The organism is Pseudomonas sp. MWU12-3103b (assembly GCF_023100615.1).
Taxonomy (GTDB): Bacteria; Pseudomonadota; Gammaproteobacteria; order Pseudomonadales; family Pseudomonadaceae; genus Aquipseudomonas; species Aquipseudomonas putida_A.
In genome coordinates this window covers 39309-56851 of sequence record NZ_JALMEY010000025.1, presented here as the reverse complement: position 1 = coordinate 56851, position 17543 = coordinate 39309, and the positions used below count along the sequence as shown (strand labels likewise).

The window sequence follows — 17543 nt, the reverse complement described above, 5'->3', positions numbered from 1 at the left end:
TTCCAGCGCCTCAGTCCCGGGCCTTGCGTAGACCTTTGGACTGGTTGACCTGCTGGCAATGGCCGATCAGTGGAGTGCCACCGATGAAGTCGGCATTGATAATGCTGCACTTCGGCGCCCATCCCGAGTCTGGGCCAAACCATTGATCGAGTTCGTCGGTGATCCGCTTGACGCCGGCCAGTTCGCCATAGCTGGTGGCCGACAATGACCAGAGGCTGCCGGGTACCGGCGGGTTGGCCAGGGTTCGGGTGATGTGTTGCTTGAGTTGCTCTGGCGAGGTGATGTCCGACCCGCTCCATTCATGGCGTATTTTCGGCCAGTACAGGGGCGAATTGAAATCCGGGTGCGAGTCGCTTGCCAACACCACGCGTTGTAGCGAACTGGCCCTTTTAAGTTGTTCAAGGGTCAGATGACCGTTGTTTCGGGGAATAAGCCGCGAAGCCAGCTCCGTGGTGATGACTTCATGGAAACCCTTGTAATCGAATGGCTGATCGTTGGTGCCCTTGAGTTCATGTAAGTCCAATACGATGAACTCGTTCGGATTTTCATTGAGGAAAAAATTGAGACTTTTTACCAACTCGCTCAAGGAGCGTCCCTGGAGCAGTTTCACGCCATGAAAGGTATGAAACTTCCTGATGCCCAGCCAGTGTTCATCTGAATGCAAACGCAAGTCGAAGGCGCGCACGCCTTCATTAAGTTGCTGAATGAACGGACCGTCCTGACAGACAAACCAGTTCTGGGCGGGTTGGAGATAAGCCGGGTACGGAAAATCAAAATCCAGCCCGGAGTTATGCGCGCCGGGCCAGACCACTTCACCAAGGGTCAGTCGCTCCATATCCGGTGTAGCCGCCATCCAGTTTTTGAAAGGGTAATTACTCATGGTGCATTCCGTTGCAGATAAAGTTTAATTTCCGACCAGTCAACTTGTTTGGTCAGTTCGGAAGTTATTCTTTGGTGCAAACGGAAAAACTACAAGCCAGCACTCTTTGCAAAGTATTGGCAATGTGATTTTGCACTTTAGTTATCAACTTTTCTGGTTCTTTGCTTCGATCCACTGCGCCATGTATTGAGTGCTTTTATGCAAGTGGTGACGCAACATGCTGCCAGTAAAGTTGGCGCGACGTAATGCTGACAAGTTGTCGCGGCAATGTTGCAGGCGAGCGATCAGCGCCGGGCCGTGATCAGTCTGCCGATAGCGCGCATTCAACAACGCGACGCCGGCCTGCTGTGCGTCAGCCCAGCGCAATCTGTCTTCGTGCAGCGCTACAGCGGCGTCGGCCAGGGCCTGGGCCGACTGAGCCACCGCACCGGGCCAGGGCAATGCGCCGCCCATGCCTTCGGCGCCGATGGGCGTCGTGACGTTGGGCGTGCCGCAGAGCATTGCATCGACGATCTTGCCCTTGATCCCAGCGCCGAAACGCAAAGGCGCCAGGCAAACCCGGGCTTGCGACATCACTTGCAGCGCATCTTCTGCCCAGTTCATCACATGAAACCCCTGCGCCGCGTTGTGCAGGGCTGTGGCCTTGGGCGGCGTATAGGCACCGTAGATATGCAGTTGGGCGCCGGGCAATTGCTGGCGGATCAGAGGCCAGATGGCGGTCTTCATCCACAGCACGGCGTCCCAGTTGGGCGCGTGACGGAAGTTGCCAATACTCAGAAAGTGCGCCCGCTCTTCAAAGGGGACGAACGAATCGCGCGGTGGTTCGAGCATCAGCGGGCACCAGTGCAGCAGGTCGCCAGGGACTTGAAACTGTTCGACCAGCAACTGGATTTCCACTTCGGAAATCATCAGATTCAGATCGCAGCGATACAACGCGGCGATTTCCCGTTTGGCCAGGTCCGTATCGGCCATCAACTCGAACTCTTCGCGCAGCGCCGGCGCGAACAGGGCGCTGAAGTCCTGATTGTCCGGGTCGTCTTTCAAACGTTCCTTGAGCCGCTGGTGCCGGGCGTGGCGCAGGCTCTGCAGGTCGGATGTCTCCAGGACGCGCAAAGCGTTCGGGCATTGCTTTTCGACGCGCCAGCCGAACTGCTCTTCCATCATGAACTGGTCGAACAGCACGATATCCGGGGCCAGTTCACTGATGAAACTATCGAAGCTGCTGTTGTTCAGTTCGATCGGCACTTCGCGGATGCCCAGCGCGGTCAGGTCAGCCTTGTGCTCGCCCGGGCCGGCCGGGCTGCTGAAGGTGATGTCCCAGCCTTGCTGCAAAAAAGTCTCGAGGATCTGCATCACATGCCCGCTGGCTGCCGAAGAGCGCGGTTCGGGCCAGACGTAACCGATGACCAGAACTTTGGTGGCGGGTGATGCAGTCATTGACGGGTAATCCTTGCAGGCAGGCGGCTGAAAATGGCGCGCAATTAGAGCACATCTGCAGCCGCTGCCGGATCAAAGCCAATCACTCGGTCAGAATGCCCTTGACCTTGTCACGCAATTGATCGATGGAGAACGGTTTGCCGATCACATGCATGCCCGCAGGTACGTCGATGTTTTCGGCGTAACCGCTGGCGAACAGAACGGGCAGGGTGGAGCGCAGTTCACGTGCCTTGCCGGCCAGTTCACTGCCTGTCATGCCCGGCAGGCCGTAGTCAGTCATCATCAAGTCGATAGCCTTGCTCTGATCCCGGAGAGTGTTCAGCGCAGATTCGCCGTCTGCCGCCTCCAACACCTTGAAATCCAGCTCCTCCAGCACATCGACGATGAGCATGCGTACGATGTCGTCGTCTTCTACTACAAGGATGGTGGACGCTGGGGTGGACATAGGGATAGCTCTCAAGAAATGAAATCGGAACGGCGACCGGTCGAAAATGCCGGGCTCTTGCATGAGTAAGTGGCGCATGGCCACAAGTTCCCGAGCGGATACGAAAAAGATTAGCTGCAAATCGGGGCGGCAAGGATACCCGTTGCCTGATCGGGAAGTGCAGCAAATGTAGGAAATTGCCATCATGGCGGTGAGAAAAATGGATCCATAGTACCGTTTTGGGGCAAACTCCCGGGTTTCGACAGTTCGACAAGGCTGCCCCATGTCCACTCGGTCTACAGTTGACGAAGCACGGTTCCGTAAACTCCTGACGCGCAACATCAGTCTGCCTTTGGGCGTCGGCGCGATCAGTGCAGTGTTTTTCATTTCGCTGATCACCTATTTGCTCTCGGTGGTCCAGTGGGTGGAACACACCGACCGGGTGATCAATAACGCCAACGAAGCGGTGAAACTCACCGTTGATCTGGAAACCGGCATGCGCGGCTTCCTGCTCAGTGGCGACGAGCACTTCCTCGACCCGTACGAGACCGCCAAGCCGCGGATCAACGTGGCGCTCAATACCTTGCTCGAACTCACTGCCGACAATCCGATCCAGACCGACCGGTTGCGGCGTCTGCAGGCCTTGCAGACTGAGTGGAGCAACTACGCGCAATCGATGATCGATCTGCAGCGCTCCAGCGGTGACTACCGGGGCGCGGTCAAGGCCGGGCGCGGCAAGCGCCTGACCGATGAGATCCGCAAGCAGTTCGAAGACGTGATCGACATGGAGCAGCAGTTGCGCACCACGCGCAACGAAGAGGTGCGCCGTACCACGATCTGGAGCATCACTCTGTACCTGCTGTTCATCGCCGCGATCAGCGGTTTGCTGGCCTATGTCGGCCGGCGCGATCTGGTCAGCCTGTCGGACAGCTACAGCGCCAACCTTGCGGCGCAGCAAGCCAGTGCCGAGCGTCTGGAGCGCCAGGCGTGGATGCGCAGCGGCCAGACCGAACTGGCGGAGCAGGTGCTGGGGCAACTGACGCTTAACCTGCTGGGGCGCAACATCCTGCAGTTCTGCGCACAATATCTGGGCACTGCGGTGGCGGCGCTGTACGTACGCGAAGAACACGGCGGCCTCAAGCGCGTGGCGTCCTATGGGTTCTCCCGCGAACAGGAAGAAAAAGATCAGCAGATCTACAGCGGCGAAGGCATCGTCGGCCAGGTTGCCCAGCAGGGGCAACTGATTCGCCTGGATTCGGTTCCGGCCGACTACTTCAAAGTCAGCTCCGGCCTGGGCGCAGGTCTGCCGCACAGTGTGCTGGTGGTGCCGACCAGTGATGATGACCGGGTCAACGGGGTGATCGAACTGGGCTTCCTGCGCCCGCTCAGCGATCGCGATATCGATTTGCTGGAACTGATCGCCGGCAACATCGGCACCTCGATCGAAGCGGCGCGTTATCGCCAGCGCCTGCAAGAAGTGCTGGCCGAAACCCAGCAGCTCAACGAAGAGTTGCAGGTGCAGCAGGAAGAGCTGAAAACCGCCAACGAGGAGTTGGAAGAACAGTCGCGGATTCTCAAGGAATCCCAGGCGCATCTGGAAACCCAGCAAGTCGAGCTGGAGCAGACCAACGAGCAGCTGGCCGAACAGGCGCAGACTCTGGCCGAGCAGCGCGACGCCATGGACCAGAAGAACACCGAACTCAATCAGGCTCAGGTGCAGCTCGAAGAACGTGCCGAAGAACTGCAGCGTTCGAGCAAGTACAAGTCCGAATTCCTCGCCAACATGTCCCACGAACTGCGCACGCCGCTGAACAGTTCGCTGATCCTCGCCAAGTTGCTGGCCGAGAACCCGCAGGACAATCTGACGGCCGAGCAGGTCAAGTTCGCCGAATCGATCTATTCGGCGGGCAACGATCTGCTGAACCTGATCAACGACATTCTCGACATTTCCAAGGTCGAGGCCGGCAAGCTGGAAGTGATCCCGGAAAACACCAGTGTCGCGCGGCTGGCCGACGGCCTGCGCAGCGTGTTCGAACCGCTGGCGGCGGACAAGCAACTGACGTTCAGCGTCGAGTTGCAGCCGGATGCGCCGATCATGCTGTACACCGATCGCCAGCGTCTGGAGCAGGTGATCAAGAACCTGCTGTCCAACGCCGTGAAGTTCACCGAACACGGCGCGGTCAGCCTGACCATCGCCGGCCAGCCGAACGAACGCATTGCGTTCATCGTGCGCGATTCGGGGATCGGTATCGCCGCAGATCAGCAGGAAAGCATCTTCGAAGCGTTCCGTCAGGCTGACGGCACCACCAACCGCAAGTACGGTGGCACCGGTCTGGGCCTGTCGATCTCGCGCGATCTGGCGGCCTTGCTCGGTGGCTCGATCAGCGTCAGCAGCGCGCCGGGGCAGGGCAGTGTGTTTACCCTGGTGCTGCCGCAGCAATACAGCGAGCCGGGTGACAGCCCTGCGATCCCGCTGACCTTCACGCCGCCGGTATCGGCCCCGGCCCCGGTGGTGCAGCCGCCATCGATCGCGGTGTCGCCGCTGGCGCCGGTGCACATCCCGCGTTTTGCCGATGACCGTGGCAAGGCGCCGTTCGCTACGCGCTGCATTCTGGTGGTGGAAGACGAGCCGAATTTCGCCCATATCCTTTACGACCTGGCCCACGAACTGGGTTATCAGTGTCTGGTGGCGCACGGAGCGGATGAAGGTTATGACCTGGCCCGCGAGTTCGTGCCGGACGCGATCCTGCTCGACATGCGTCTGCCGGATCACTCCGGTCTGACCGTGCTGCAACGCCTGAAAGAACACGCCGAAACCCGGCACATCCCGGTGCACGTGATCTCGGTCGAAGACCGCGTTGAAGCGGCGATGCACATGGGGGCGATCGGTTACGCAGTCAAACCGACCACCCGCGAAGAGCTCAAGGACGTGTTCGCCCGTCTCGAAGCCAAGCTGACTCAGAAGGTCAAGCGCGTGTTGCTGGTCGAAGATGACGATCTGCAACGCGAAAGCATTGCCCGCCTGATCGGTGATGAAGACATCGAGATCACCGCGGTCGGTCTGGCGCAAGACGCGCTGGAGAAGCTGCGCACGACGATCTACGACTGCATGGTGATCGATCTGAAGCTGCCGGACATGCTCGGCAACGATCTGCTCAAGCGCATGTCGACCGAGGACATCTGCTCGTTCCCGCCGGTGATCGTCTACACCGGACGCAACCTGACCCGCGATGAAGAGGCCGAGCTGCGCAAGTATTCGCGCTCGATCATCATCAAGGGCGCGCGCTCGCCGGAACGCCTGCTGGATGAGGTGACACTCTTTCTGCACAAAGTCGAATCGCAGTTGTCCCATGAACGGCAGAAGATGCTCAAGACCGCCCGCAGCCGCGACAAGGTCTTCGAAGGCCGCAAGGTGCTGCTGGTGGACGACGATGTGCGCAACATCTTCGCCCTGACCAGTGCGTTGGAGCATAAGGGCGCAGTCGTGGTGATCGGCCGTAATGGTCGCGAAGCGATTGATAAGTTGAATGAAATCGAGGACATCGACCTGGTGCTGATGGACGTGATGATGCCGGAGATGGATGGTTTTGAAGCCACCATTGAAATCCGCAAGGATCCGCGCTGGCGGAAACTGCCGATCATCGCAGTGACGGCCAAGGCCATGAAGGACGATCAGGAGCGCTGCCTGCAGGCGGGCGCCAACGATTATCTGGCCAAGCCGATCGATCTGGATCGCCTGTTCTCGTTGATTCGCGTGTGGTTACCGAAGATGGAACGCATTTAGTGGATAGCAGTCACTCCGCGGAGCGCAACAGCGAAATCGAATTACGCCTGTTGATTGAGGCCATCTACCTCAAGTACAGCTACGATTTTCGTGATTACTCGGGCGCTTCGATCAAGCGCCGGGTGCAGCACGCCTTGAGTCAGTTCGAATGCGCGACGATCTCGGCGTTGCAGGAGAAAGTCCTGCACGATCCCACGGCGTTCATGCAGTTGCTGCAGTTGCTGACGATCCCGGTCAGTGAGATGTTCCGCGACCCGTCGCACTTCCTGGCAATCCGCAAGGAAGTGGTGCCGCTGCTGCGCACTTATCCGTCGCTGAAAATCTGGATCGCCGGGTGCAGCACCGGTGAGGAGGTCTATTCGATGGCGATTCTGCTGCGCGAAGAAGGCTTGCTCGACCGTACGATCATCTACGCCACCGACATCAACCCGCGCTCGCTGGACAAGGCCAAACAGGGCATTTTCTCGATGGAGAATGTCCGGGCCTACACTGCCAATTACCAGCAAGCCGGCGGTCAGCGTTCCTTTGCCGATTACTACACCGCAGCCTATGGCTACGCGATCTTCGACAAGAGCCTGTGCGAGAACGTGACCTTCGCCGATCACAGCCTGGCGACGGACAGCGTGTTCTCCGAAACGCAGTTGATTTCCTGCCGCAACGTACTGATTTACTTCAACAAGAAACTTCAGGACCGTGCCTTCGGTCTGTTTCACGAATCGCTGTGCCACCGTGGCTTTCTGGTGCTGGGCAGCAAGGAAACGCTGGATTTTTCCGGTTACTCGAATCAGTTCGAACCGTTGGTCAAACAAGAACGGATCTACCGCAAATTATGAACGATGCCGTGGATTTGCCTCGTGTCGAGGCCATCGTGGTCGGTGCTTCAGCCGGTGGGGTTGAGGCCCTGCTGACTTTGCTCGCGCCGTTGCGCCAGGGTTACGTGTTGCCGATCATTGTTGTGCTGCACCTGCCGGAGGAGCGGCGCAGTCAGTTGGCCGAAGTGTTCTCCCGGCGGCTGATGCTGCCGGTGGCAGAGGCGACCGACAAGCAAGACATCATGCCCGGCACGGTTTATTTCGCCACGCCCGGGTATCACCTGTCGGTGGAACAGGATCGCAGTCTGTCGCTGAGTCTTGAGGACCGCGTACACCATTCCCGACCTGCCATCGACTACTTGTTTGAGTCCGCCGCTGATGTTTACGGCGAAACCCTGGCTGCCGTGTTGCTGACCGGCGCCAATCACGATGGCGCTCGCGGCCTGGCGCAAGTCAAGCAGCGTGGCGGACTGACCATCGTGCAAGACCCGCAGGACGCGCAGGTCGCCACCATGCCTCTGGCTGCGCTGAAAATTCAGCAGCCTGACCATGTCCTACCCATTCACGGCATCGGCCGTCTGCTTGTCGAGCTGGAACGAATCGCATGCTGAGTAATATCCAGGCCAAATTGCTGATCGTCGACGATCTGCCGGAGAACCTGCTGGCCCTCGAAGCGCTGATCAAGCGCGAGGATCGCACGGTGTACAAGGCGCTGTCGGCGGACGAGGCACTTTCGCTGCTGCTGCAACACGAGTTCGCCATGGCCATCCTCGACGTGCAGATGCCGGGGATGAACGGCTTCGAGCTCGCCGAGTTGATGCGCGGCACCGAGAAAACCAAGAACATTCCGATCATTTTCGTCAGCGCCGCCGGCCGTGAACTGAACTACGCGTTCAAGGGCTACGAGAGCGGGGCGGTGGACTTCCTGCACAAGCCGCTGGATATTCACGCGGTGAAGAGCAAGGTCAACGTATTCGTCGACCTGTACCGCCAGAGCAAGGCCATGAAGCAACAGGTCGAAGCCCTGGAGCAGGCCCGCCGCGAGCAGGAAGCGCTGCTGCAACAGCTGCAGAGCACTCAGTTGGAACTGGAGCAGGCGGTGCGCATGCGCGATGACTTCATGTCAATCGTCGCTCACGAAGTGCGCACGCCGCTCAATGGCCTGATACTCGAAACCCAGTTGCGCAAGATGCACCTGGCGCGGGACAACGCCGCGGCGTTCACCCTCGACAAGATGCACGCGATGGTCGATCGCGACGAGCGACAGATCAAAAGTCTGATTCGGCTGATCGAAGACATGCTCGACGTTTCGCGCATCCGCACCGGCAAGCTGTCGATCCGGCCGAATCGTTTCGACTTGACGCAACTGGTGAGCAACCTGCTGCAGAATTTCGCCCAGCAGATAGAGGCGGCGGAGACCGAAGTGTCGTTCACCGCGCCGCAGCCGGTGGAAGGTTACTGGGACGAATTCCGCATCGAGCAGGTGGTCTCCAACCTGCTGACCAATGCCTTGCGCTACGGTGGCCGCAGCCCGATTCAGGTGCGCGTGTACCGTGAAGGCGACGAGGCGCGGGTTGAGGTTCAGGACCGTGGCATCGGCATCAGCGAAGAGAACCAGAAGCGCATTTTCCAACAGTTCGAACGGGTTTCCGCCAAGACGGTAGTGGCTGGTCTCGGGCTGGGTCTGTTCATTTCCGAGCAGATCGTCGCCGCCCATGGCGGTTCCATCGTCGTCGAGAGTCAAATCAACGAAGGCGCCCTGTTTCGCGTTTGTCTGCCAATCCAGGAAAAGGGCATATCCGACGCAACCTCTGAGTGACCGCACGGTCGTATCAGCAGCTATTGACCGAACAAAGGCTTCCCATGAGCGTAGATGCACAAGATGTAGTACTCGTCGTCGAGGACGAACCGGTTATCTTGATGGTGCTGACAGATTACCTGTCGGGGCAGGGGTACCGCGTGTTGCAGGCCGAAAACGGCGAGCAGGCGTTCGAGATCCTCGCGAGCAAGCCGCATCTGGACATGCTGATCACTGACTTCCGCCTGCCGGGCGGGATCTCCGGCGTGCAGATCGCGGAGCCGGCAGTAAAACTGCGCCCGGATCTCAAGGTGATCTTCATCAGCGGTTACCCGCAGGAAATCCGCGAGACCGGCAGCCCGATCACGCGCAAGGCGCCGATCCTGGAAAAACCGTTCGATCTGGACGTATTGCAGGAAAAGATTCAGGAATTGCTGGCCTGATCCGTAGCGGCTGATGCTCCCCATGTAGGAGCTGCCGCAGGCTGCGATCTTTTGATCTTAAAAAACAAGATCAAAAGATCGCAGCCTGCGGCAGCTCCTACAGTCGTTTTGGGGGATCAGTTCTGGATCATCTCGCGGACTTTGGCGGTCAGCAGATCGAAAGTGAACGGTTTGGTGATCATCTGCATGCCCGGGTCGAGGAAACCACCGCGCACTGCCGCGTGCTCGGCATACCCAGTGATGAATAACACCTTCAGCCCCGGCCGATACTGCCGGCCGATTTCCGCCAGTTGCCGGCCGTTCATGCCTGGCAGGCCGACGTCACTGATCAGCAGGTCGATGCGCTGCGTCGAGTTGAGGATCGGCACGGCGCCGTCGGCATCGCCGGCTTCGACAAACGCATAACCCAACTCACTGAGCACCGCGCTGACCAGTACGCGTACGGCAGGGTCGTCCTCGACGATCAACACGGTTTCGCCATCCATTGCTTCCGGGGCCTGCTGAGCATCGGACACCGGATGCTCCAGCTCTTCGCCGCGAAAGCGCGGCAGGTACAGTTTGACCGTGGTGCCCTGATCGATTTCGCTGTCGATCGAGACATGACCACGGGACTGCTTGCTGAAGCCGTAAATCATCGACAGACCCAGCCCGGTGCCCTGGCCGATCGGCTTGGTGGTGAAGAACGGATCGAACGCGCGGCTGACCACGCTCTGGGCCATGCCACTGCCGTTATCGGTGACGCTGAGCATCACGTAGTCGCCGGGTTCGAGATTCGGGTAGGCCTCGGTGAATTCCGGCTTAAGCACCTGATTGCTGGTTTCGACCACCAGTTTGCCGCCCTCGGGCATTGCATCGCGGGCGTTGAGTACCAGGTTGAGCAGGGCGCTTTCCAGCTGATTGGGATCTGCTTCGGCGATCCACAACTGGTCGTTGAGGCGCATCTCCAGCTGGATACTTTCGTTGAGGCTGCGTTGCAGCAGCTCGCCCATCGACAGCACCAATGTGTTCATCTGCACGGCTTTGGAGTCCAGCGATTGCCGGCGGGAAAACGCCAGCAAACGGTGGGTCAGGCCGGCCGCGCGGTTGGCTGAAGTGACACCGAGATCGATCAGGCTGTCGAGGTCATCAAGGCGTCCGCGAGCCAGCCGCCGGCGCAGCAGTTCAAGGCTGCCGATAATCCCGGTGAGCATGTTGTTGAAGTCGTGAGCGATGCCGCCGGTCAACTGACCGACCGCTTCCATTTTCTGTGACTGGCGCAGGGCTTCTTCGTTGTGGCGCAGTTGCGCGGTGCGTTCCTCGACCTGTTGCTCAAGGGTTTCCAGGGTCGATTGCAGTCGGCGTTCGCTTTCACTCAAATCGATCAGGCGGTCGCGGGCTTCGTACTGTCGTCGTCGCCCGCGCAGGGCGGTGGAGACCAGACTGACCAGAGTCGCGGGATGAAACGGGCGCTCAAGGAACGTGACGTTGCCCAGCAGTTTGCTCAGGCGCGAGGAGGGGCCCGGTTCCGGGCCGCCATGGTGGGTCAGCAAGACGATCGGCAGATCCGACCAAGCCGGTTGCTGTTCCAGAAAGTGCAGGAGCGTTTCCAGCTCGGGGCCGCGCAGGGCTTCGGTGGCAATTAACAAAAGTCCGGCGCCAGGCTCCAGTTCTGCGCACAGCGCGCCCAGATCCGGGGTGATGACGCCGCCATAACCCGCCTCATTGAGGATCATCAGCGCCACTTGGCTGTCCCGACCCATGGGCGCCAGAATCAGCGCCCGTTCCGGCAGTGATACGGAGGCTGTCACAAGGTTTCTTCCCGCAACAGCGGATTGCTCGCGCCGAGGTAAGTCGGCACGCCACGCAGCACGCCCTGGAACGCTTCCAGCGGTTCGCCGATGGTCATGCCCTGGCCCGAAATGCGGTATTCACGAATGGTCGACTCGTGGCTGCCGGTACGTTTCTTGATGATGGAAATGGCCCGGCGAACTTTGCCGATGGCTTCGAAGTAGCGCAGCAGGATCACCGTGTCGGCCAGGTAAGTGATGTCGACCGGCGCCTGCATGTCGCCGACCAGGCCATGTTGGGCAACGGTCATGAAGGTCGCCGCGCCTTTGCGGTTCAGATATAGCAGCAACTCATGCATGTGCAGCACCAGCGCGTTTTCTTCCGGCATCGCGGCCTGATAGCCGTTGATGCTGTCGATCACCACGGTCTTGATATTGCCTTCATCTACGCAGCGACGCACCCGATGCGAGAACTCGCCGGGGGACAGCTCGGCGGCGTCCACTTGATCGATCAGCAGGTTGCCGGTGGCTTGCAGGGCCTTGAGGTCGATGCCGATGTTTTTCATGCGCTCGAACAGCAAGCCCAGCTCTTCATCAAAGATGAACAGCGCGGCTTTTTCGCCGCGTGCTACGGCAGCGGCGGCGAAGATCATCGAAATCAGCGATTTGCCGGTACCGGCCGGGCCGAGAATCAGCGTGCTGGAACCGGTCTCGATGCCGCCGCCGAGCAGGGCGTCCATTTCCTTGATGCCGCTGGTCAATTGCAGGCGCGGGTAGTCGCTGCGGTGTTCGGCGGCGACCAGTCGTGGGAACACATGGACGCCGTCGCCCATGATGGTGAAGTCGTGGTAACCGCCACGGTATTTCTGGCCGCGATACTTGACGATGCGCACGCGGCGGCGCTCGGCACCGTAATTGGGCGTCAGTTCTTCGAGGCGTATCACCCCGTGGGCGACGCTGTGCACGGTCTTGTCGAGCGACTCGGTGGTCAGATCGTCAAGCAGCAGCACGGTGGCGTCGTAACGCACGAAGTAATGTTTGATCGCCAGAATCTGCCGGCGGTAGCGCAGCGAACTCTGCGCCAGCAGGCGGATCTCCGACAGGCTGTCGAGCACCACGCGGGTCGGTTTGAAACGCTCGACCACTTCGAAAATCTGCTTGGTGGCTTCGCCCAGCTCAAGGTCGGACGAGTACAGCAGGCTTTGCTGATGCTCGGCGTTGAGCAGGCTTTCGGGCGGCGTCAGCTCGAAGATCTCAATGTTTTCGTTCAGCTCCCAGCCATGGGAGGCCGCGCCTTGACGCAATTCACGCTCGGTTTCCGACAACGTGATGTACAGGCAGCGTTCGCCGGCACGGGCGCCCGCCATCAGGAAATGCAACGCGACGGTGGTTTTGCCTGTACCGGGTTCACCTTCGAGCAAAAACACATGCCCTCGGGACAGACCACCGGCGAGGATGTCATCCAGGCCAATGATGCCGGTGGCGGCTTTTGCACTGATCAACTCGTTGGACGTAGACAAAGAATGCCCTCTCATGACTAGGGGAATCGAGGCAGCAGGCTGTATCAGCCGTTGTGCTCTACCTGATTACTTGACCGCTGCCAGTCATGACGGTTCCGATGTTTCGATATCAAAATGTCATTGAATCAGCGGGTAAAGGCTCAGAGTCCCTGCTGTAACGCCGGGTCATCAGGGTTCATCTGCTCCAGTTGCGCGAGCAGAATCTGCACGTTCTGCAACTGGCCGCTTTCCTTCCAGTAATTGATCAGCAGCACTCGCGCCTTGCGGTCGGCTGGGTGACGCTGGACGACTTCCTGCAACTGCTTTTGCGCCGCTTCCAGCTCTTCGGCAGCGTGCAGGGTGGTGGCGAGGTCGTAGCGGTAATCCTTGTTGTCAGGCTCCAGCTCCACCGCTTTGGACAAGCCGAGCAGGGCGAATTCACGCTGGCCGTGGTGCAACAGCCACAGTCCGAGCGCGTGTTGCAGGTAGGCGGAATCCGGTTGCGCCTGCAACTGTTTGGCGAGCAACTGGCGGGCAGCGTCGCTCTGACCCTGGCGGTCGAGGACATCGATCTGCATCACCAGTGCCGGCAGGTTGCCCGGTTCCAGCCGCAGGGTGTTGTCCAGCGCTTGTTGGGCCTGTTTGAGTTCGGCGTTGTGCAGATACAGGCGTGCCAGTTGCGCATAGGTGGCGGCGCTTTCCGGCTGTCCCTTGAGCGCTTGTTCCCAGCCATCGATCGCCTGCTGCAGCGGGGCGAAATACAGCCCCAGTTCATCCGGCGTCAGGCCGAGCAGGGCATTGATCGCAGCGAACCGTACGTTTTGGTCCTCATCGTCGAGCATCGGCCCGAGCAGCAGACTGCGTTGCCCGCCGGGCACCAGTCCGACCACACTTTGAATCGCTGCCAGCCGTACTTCGGGGGCTTCGTTCTGCAGATGGGCGTCGGCCAGTTTCAGCGCTTGCGGGCTCGGATAGTTGGGCAGCTCGGCCAGCAGCCAGACACTGCGTTTGACCGACAGGTCCGGGCGACCCAATTGCTGATACAACTGCCGCGCGGCTCCCGGCTGACCGGAACGGGCGGCCGTCAGGGCTTCGCTGTAGCCGCGCTTGATCGCTTCCGGCACCACCGGGGCGGTGGAGCGCAGGGATAACCAGGCAATGACGACGAGCAGCACAAGGCCAAGGCTGATAAGCAGGTAGCGGCGGGACTGAGGCATGCAGATTTCCGTGAACTGGCGTTCTATAGCAGAACGGCAAGCTTCGACCAGCGAGGGCCGTGAGTCAAACCCCGTGCATGCGAATCGCCCTACAACATCTGTCGATTCAGTTACCCATCAGGCATTCGATGCAGAGTCTACGCTTGCAGGAGTCGCTTCGATGAGAGCCCCCATGCAAGCCCTGCGCAATTATTTCCAGGTCGTGATCCATCCCGGTCAGGCTGTCCTGCTGTTTGCCCTGCGCACCATTGCCGCCGGGCTGTTGACGCTGTATCTGGCGTTTTTGTTCGATCTCGACCAACCCAAGTGGTCGATCATGGCCGTCGTGATTGTTAGCCAGCCGTTGGCCGGCATGGCGCTGGCGCGTAGTTTCGGACAAGTGATTGGCACCACGCTGGGTGCTGCGGTGGCGGTGTTGATCATGGCGATATTCCCGCAGGCGCCGCTTCCGTTCATCACAACGCTGGCACTGTGGCTGGCGCTCTGCACCGCGGGCGGCACATTGCTGCGCTATACCAGTTCTCAGGCATTTGTGCTCAGTGGTTATACCGCCGTGGTGGTGGCATTGCTGGCCATTCCCGACCAGGACGGCACCTTTCTGCTGGCTGTCACCCGCGTTACCGAAACCTTGCTGGCCGTAGCGTGCGTCTGCGTGGTCAGCCTGCTCACCGCGCGTCCGGAAGCAGTTGCCAAAGGTTACTTCGCCAAGGTCGATCAGGTGATCAAACTGGCTGCCAGTCACTCCGCTGCGGTGATTCGAACAGAAGAAAGTGAAGCCGACTTTCAGCGCCGTCAGATGCAGTTGCTCGGTGAAATCAGCGCGCTCGAAGGGTTGCGCCGCCATCTGTATTTCGATGCCCCACGGTTGCGCGGTGCCGACAATCTGGTGCTGCTGTTGGGTAATCAACTGATGTTGCTGACCTCGCGTTTGACTGCATTACGTCATCAGCGCGAATTGCTCACCGAACGTTGGGAGGGCGATCTTCCTCTGGACGTACAGCGCTTGCGTGCAGAAGAGCTCGCACTTCTCGACCAGTTGGCGCAGTTGGGCCGAGCGCTGCCCGCCGAGCGGCGGCATCAATTCATCACGCTGCAGCAGCAGTTTGAAGCCTTGGCGTATGAGGCCGAACAACTGACCGAAGACATGAGCGCTATCCTGCGCTCGCTGGCGTGGGCGTTACGCTGGGAGCAGGCGCGGCTGTTGCAGCAACTGGAGCAGATTCTGGAGTTGAGTGATGCCATTCAGGAAGGGCGCGAAGCCAGTTGTCTGTATCGCGGTCAGGCCAGCCCGCTGCATCTGGATTTCACACTGGCTTCAATGAACGCCATCCGCGCCTTTACCGCATTACTGGTAGCCGGGTTGATCTGGATCGAAACCGCCTGGGATGGGGCGCGGGGCGGGATGATTCTGGTGGGGATTCTCTGTTCGCTGATGGCGACATTCCCGCGGCCACTGATGGCCGCGCAGAGTTACGCGCGTGGGTTGGGACTGGCACTGGTGGTCTCGGCGTTCTATCAATTCATGCTGGTGCCGACCATCAGTGATTTCGAGCCATTGGCGTTGATGCTGGCACCGCTGCTGTACGTGATCGCTGTCGGTTTGGCGAGCCCGACGACCGCGGGCATTGGTATGGGTCTGGGGTTGTCGAGTTTCCTCCTGCTCGGCCCACAGAATGTCGGCACCGGGCAGAACACTGCAATTCAATGGTTCGAATTCGCCGGCGCCTATGTCAGCGCGGCGATGCTCGCTTTGATGGTCTATGCATGGATTTTCCCGTTCCGCCCGGCATTGCGTATTCGCCGCTTTTATAACGAGGCGCGTGAGCAGGTTTATGAACTGACCAAAAAACCGGCCACCGATGAACAGCAATTCGCTTTCGAAAGCCGTATGGTCGACCGACTGACCAGCATGCTTGGCTTGCTGCCGGCCGTGAGCGAGCGCGCCATGCAGCAGCTCTATGAAATCAGTCTGGCGTGCGTCGCATTGGGCGTAGCAATGCATCAACTCCGGCAGCAGGCGCAGAACAATGCATTGCTGAGGGACGCGTTCAGCCAGCAATTGGCTTCGGCGCTGCGCAAGACCGGCCGTTTTGTGGCCGGGCGCCAGGACGTGCAATTGCAAGCGTTGTTGACCTCGCTCCAGCTATTGGGTGATGAGCTGGACGAGTTGCACGTCGCCAGCCACGAACATTTGTGGTCGGTGTTTCGCATGCGCGTGGCGCTGTTGATCGTCGTGTCTTTCCTGAAACGCCACGGCGAATACCTGCAACGTAACGTCTCGGAAGGAGAACCGGCCCTTGCCCATTGATTTCGAAATGGGTGGCGTTTATCTGCCACCCATTGCCCAGGCCCTATTGCTGGCGATACCGATATTTATGCTCCTGGACTGGTGTTTGCGACGTCTGGGTGTGTTGCGACTGGTCTGGCACGAGGCGCTGTTTGAGGGCGCCTTGTATGCATGCGTTTGTGCCTCGCTGATTTTGCTGATGGGAGCCTGATGCCTTGAAAGTGTTACTCGCTCGAACAACGACATTAGCGGTGGTGTTGCTGGCCATCGTGCTTGGCTGGTTTGCCTGGGAGCATTACACCCGTGCGCCTTGGACGCGGGATGCGCGGGTGAGGGCGGATGTGGTGACGCTATCAGCCGATGTTTCCGGGCGTATCGTCAGCCTCGTGGTGCAGGACAACCAGCATGTCGACAAGGGGCAATTGCTCATGGAGATCGATCCGGCGCGCTACAGCCTGGCAGTCGAGCATGCGCGGCGTTCGGTCGAGGTGGCGAAGGCGACGCTGGGGCAATCACAGGCATCCATCGTCGCCAGTGAAGCGCTGCTCAAACAACGCCAGAGCGAAGAGCGGCGCCGGCGTACGCTCAAGCAGGGTTTTGCAATTTCCGGGGAAGAATGGGAGAAGTCCAATACCGATGTGGCGGTGGCTCAGGCTGATCTGTTGCGCAATCAGGCCAATCTCGGGCTGGCCGAGGCCAATGTGCAATTGGCGATTGCTGCACTGACTCAGGCGGAACTGGACTTGCAGCGTACTCGTGTCGAATCGCCTGTCAGCGGTTACGTCACTAATCTGCTGACCCGACAGGGTGATTACGCGGTGGCGGGTGGTGCACTGCTGGCACTGGTCGACAGCGATTCGTTCTACGTCAGCGGTTACTTTGAAGAGACCAAATTGCCGCGAATCGAGGAGGGGGACCGCGTGCGCGTGCAGTTGATGAGCGGAGAAACCTTTGGTGGCACGGTCCAGAGCATCGCCTTTGCCATCGCCGACCGGGAAAACGCCACGGGTGGCCGACTGCTGGCCAATATCAATCCGAGTTACACCTGGGTGAAGCTGGCGCAGCGGGTGCCGGTGCGCATCGGCATTGATGGTGACTATGCCGGCAAGAATCGATTAAGGGCCGGTACGACAGCCACTGTCACTGTTCTGGAAGCGCAAAACCATCAGGCCAAAAAAAGCCCCGCGACCGAATGA

General features: G+C 59.6%; 14 protein-coding genes. 8 read left to right on the top strand and 6 right to left on the bottom strand.

Annotated features, from left to right (window positions below):
• Positions 1–10: 10 nt before the first annotated feature.
• The 3 genes from M0808_RS27355 to M0808_RS27345 form a co-directional block, all read right to left on the bottom strand.
• The gene (locus tag M0808_RS27355) at positions 11–880 is read right to left on the bottom strand and encodes a phosphatidylinositol-specific phospholipase C domain-containing protein (protein ID WP_247843089.1); all 870 of its coding nucleotides are present in this window, start codon (positions 878–880) and stop codon (positions 11–13) included.
• A 144-nt stretch (positions 881–1024) separates the two neighbouring features.
• Positions 1025–2317: a glycosyltransferase gene (locus tag M0808_RS27350; RefSeq protein ID WP_096796580.1), complete on the bottom strand. Its 1293-nt coding sequence runs from the start codon at positions 2315–2317 to the stop codon at positions 1025–1027.
• A gap of 82 nt (positions 2318–2399) precedes the next feature.
• Complete coding sequence (locus M0808_RS27345; protein ID WP_247843088.1) at positions 2400–2762, bottom strand: response regulator; 363 nt, start codon at positions 2760–2762, stop codon at positions 2400–2402.
• Between the two features lie 262 nt (positions 2763–3024).
• Here M0808_RS27345 and M0808_RS27340 point away from each other — a divergent pair, with 262 nt between their 5' ends.
• From M0808_RS27340 to M0808_RS27320, 5 genes are read left to right on the top strand one after another with little or no spacing between them, the layout of a single operon-like run.
• Positions 3025–6525: a response regulator gene (locus M0808_RS27340; RefSeq protein ID WP_247843087.1), complete on the top strand. Its 3501-nt coding sequence runs from the start codon at positions 3025–3027 to the stop codon at positions 6523–6525.
• The gene (locus M0808_RS27335; protein WP_027612745.1) at positions 6525–7358 is read left to right on the top strand and encodes a protein-glutamate O-methyltransferase CheR; all 834 of its coding nucleotides are present in this window, start codon (positions 6525–6527) and stop codon (positions 7356–7358) included. The genes M0808_RS27340 and M0808_RS27335 overlap by 1 nt, the downstream gene beginning before the upstream one ends.
• On the top strand, positions 7355–7948 hold the full coding sequence (locus M0808_RS27330; RefSeq protein WP_097087405.1) for a chemotaxis protein CheB: 594 nt from the start codon (positions 7355–7357) through the stop codon (positions 7946–7948). The genes M0808_RS27335 and M0808_RS27330 overlap by 4 nt, the downstream gene beginning before the upstream one ends.
• Entirely contained in the window at positions 7942–9156 is a 1215-nt protein-coding gene (locus M0808_RS27325) for a hybrid sensor histidine kinase/response regulator (protein WP_247843086.1), read from the top strand. The genes M0808_RS27330 and M0808_RS27325 overlap by 7 nt, the downstream gene beginning before the upstream one ends.
• Positions 9157–9200: 44 nt before the next feature.
• Complete coding sequence (locus M0808_RS27320; protein ID WP_003225116.1) at positions 9201–9578, top strand: response regulator; 378 nt, start codon at positions 9201–9203, stop codon at positions 9576–9578.
• Positions 9579–9694: 116 nt separating this feature from the next.
• Here M0808_RS27320 and M0808_RS27315 read toward each other — a convergent pair whose 3' ends face one another.
• From M0808_RS27315 to M0808_RS27305, 3 genes are all read right to left on the bottom strand, one after another.
• On the bottom strand, positions 9695–11365 hold the full coding sequence (locus M0808_RS27315; protein WP_135295866.1) for an ATP-binding protein: 1671 nt from the start codon (positions 11363–11365) through the stop codon (positions 9695–9697).
• On the bottom strand, positions 11362–12864 hold the full coding sequence (locus M0808_RS27310) for an ATPase domain-containing protein (protein WP_027612749.1): 1503 nt from the start codon (positions 12862–12864) through the stop codon (positions 11362–11364). Before M0808_RS27310 ends, M0808_RS27315 begins: the two co-directional genes overlap by 4 nt.
• A 140-nt stretch (positions 12865–13004) precedes the next feature.
• Entirely contained in the window at positions 13005–14060 is a 1056-nt protein-coding gene (locus M0808_RS27305) for a tetratricopeptide repeat protein (protein ID WP_027612750.1), read from the bottom strand.
• A 160-nt stretch (positions 14061–14220) separates the two neighbouring features.
• Between M0808_RS27305 and M0808_RS27300 the strand changes: the two genes are divergently transcribed.
• Genes M0808_RS27300 through M0808_RS27290 form a run of 3 tightly spaced genes read left to right on the top strand, consistent with a single transcriptional unit; the run spans position 14221 to position 17543 of the window.
• Positions 14221–16368, top strand: a complete 2148-nt coding sequence (locus tag M0808_RS27300; protein WP_247843085.1) for an FUSC family protein — start codon at positions 14221–14223, stop codon at positions 16366–16368.
• A complete protein-coding gene (locus M0808_RS27295; protein WP_027612752.1) occupies positions 16358–16558 on the top strand; it encodes a DUF1656 domain-containing protein in 201 nt (66 codons plus the stop codon). Before M0808_RS27300 ends, M0808_RS27295 begins: the two co-directional genes overlap by 11 nt.
• Before the next feature lie 4 nt (positions 16559–16562).
• The gene (locus M0808_RS27290; protein WP_027612753.1) at positions 16563–17543 is read left to right on the top strand and encodes an HlyD family secretion protein; all 981 of its coding nucleotides are present in this window, start codon (positions 16563–16565) and stop codon (positions 17541–17543) included.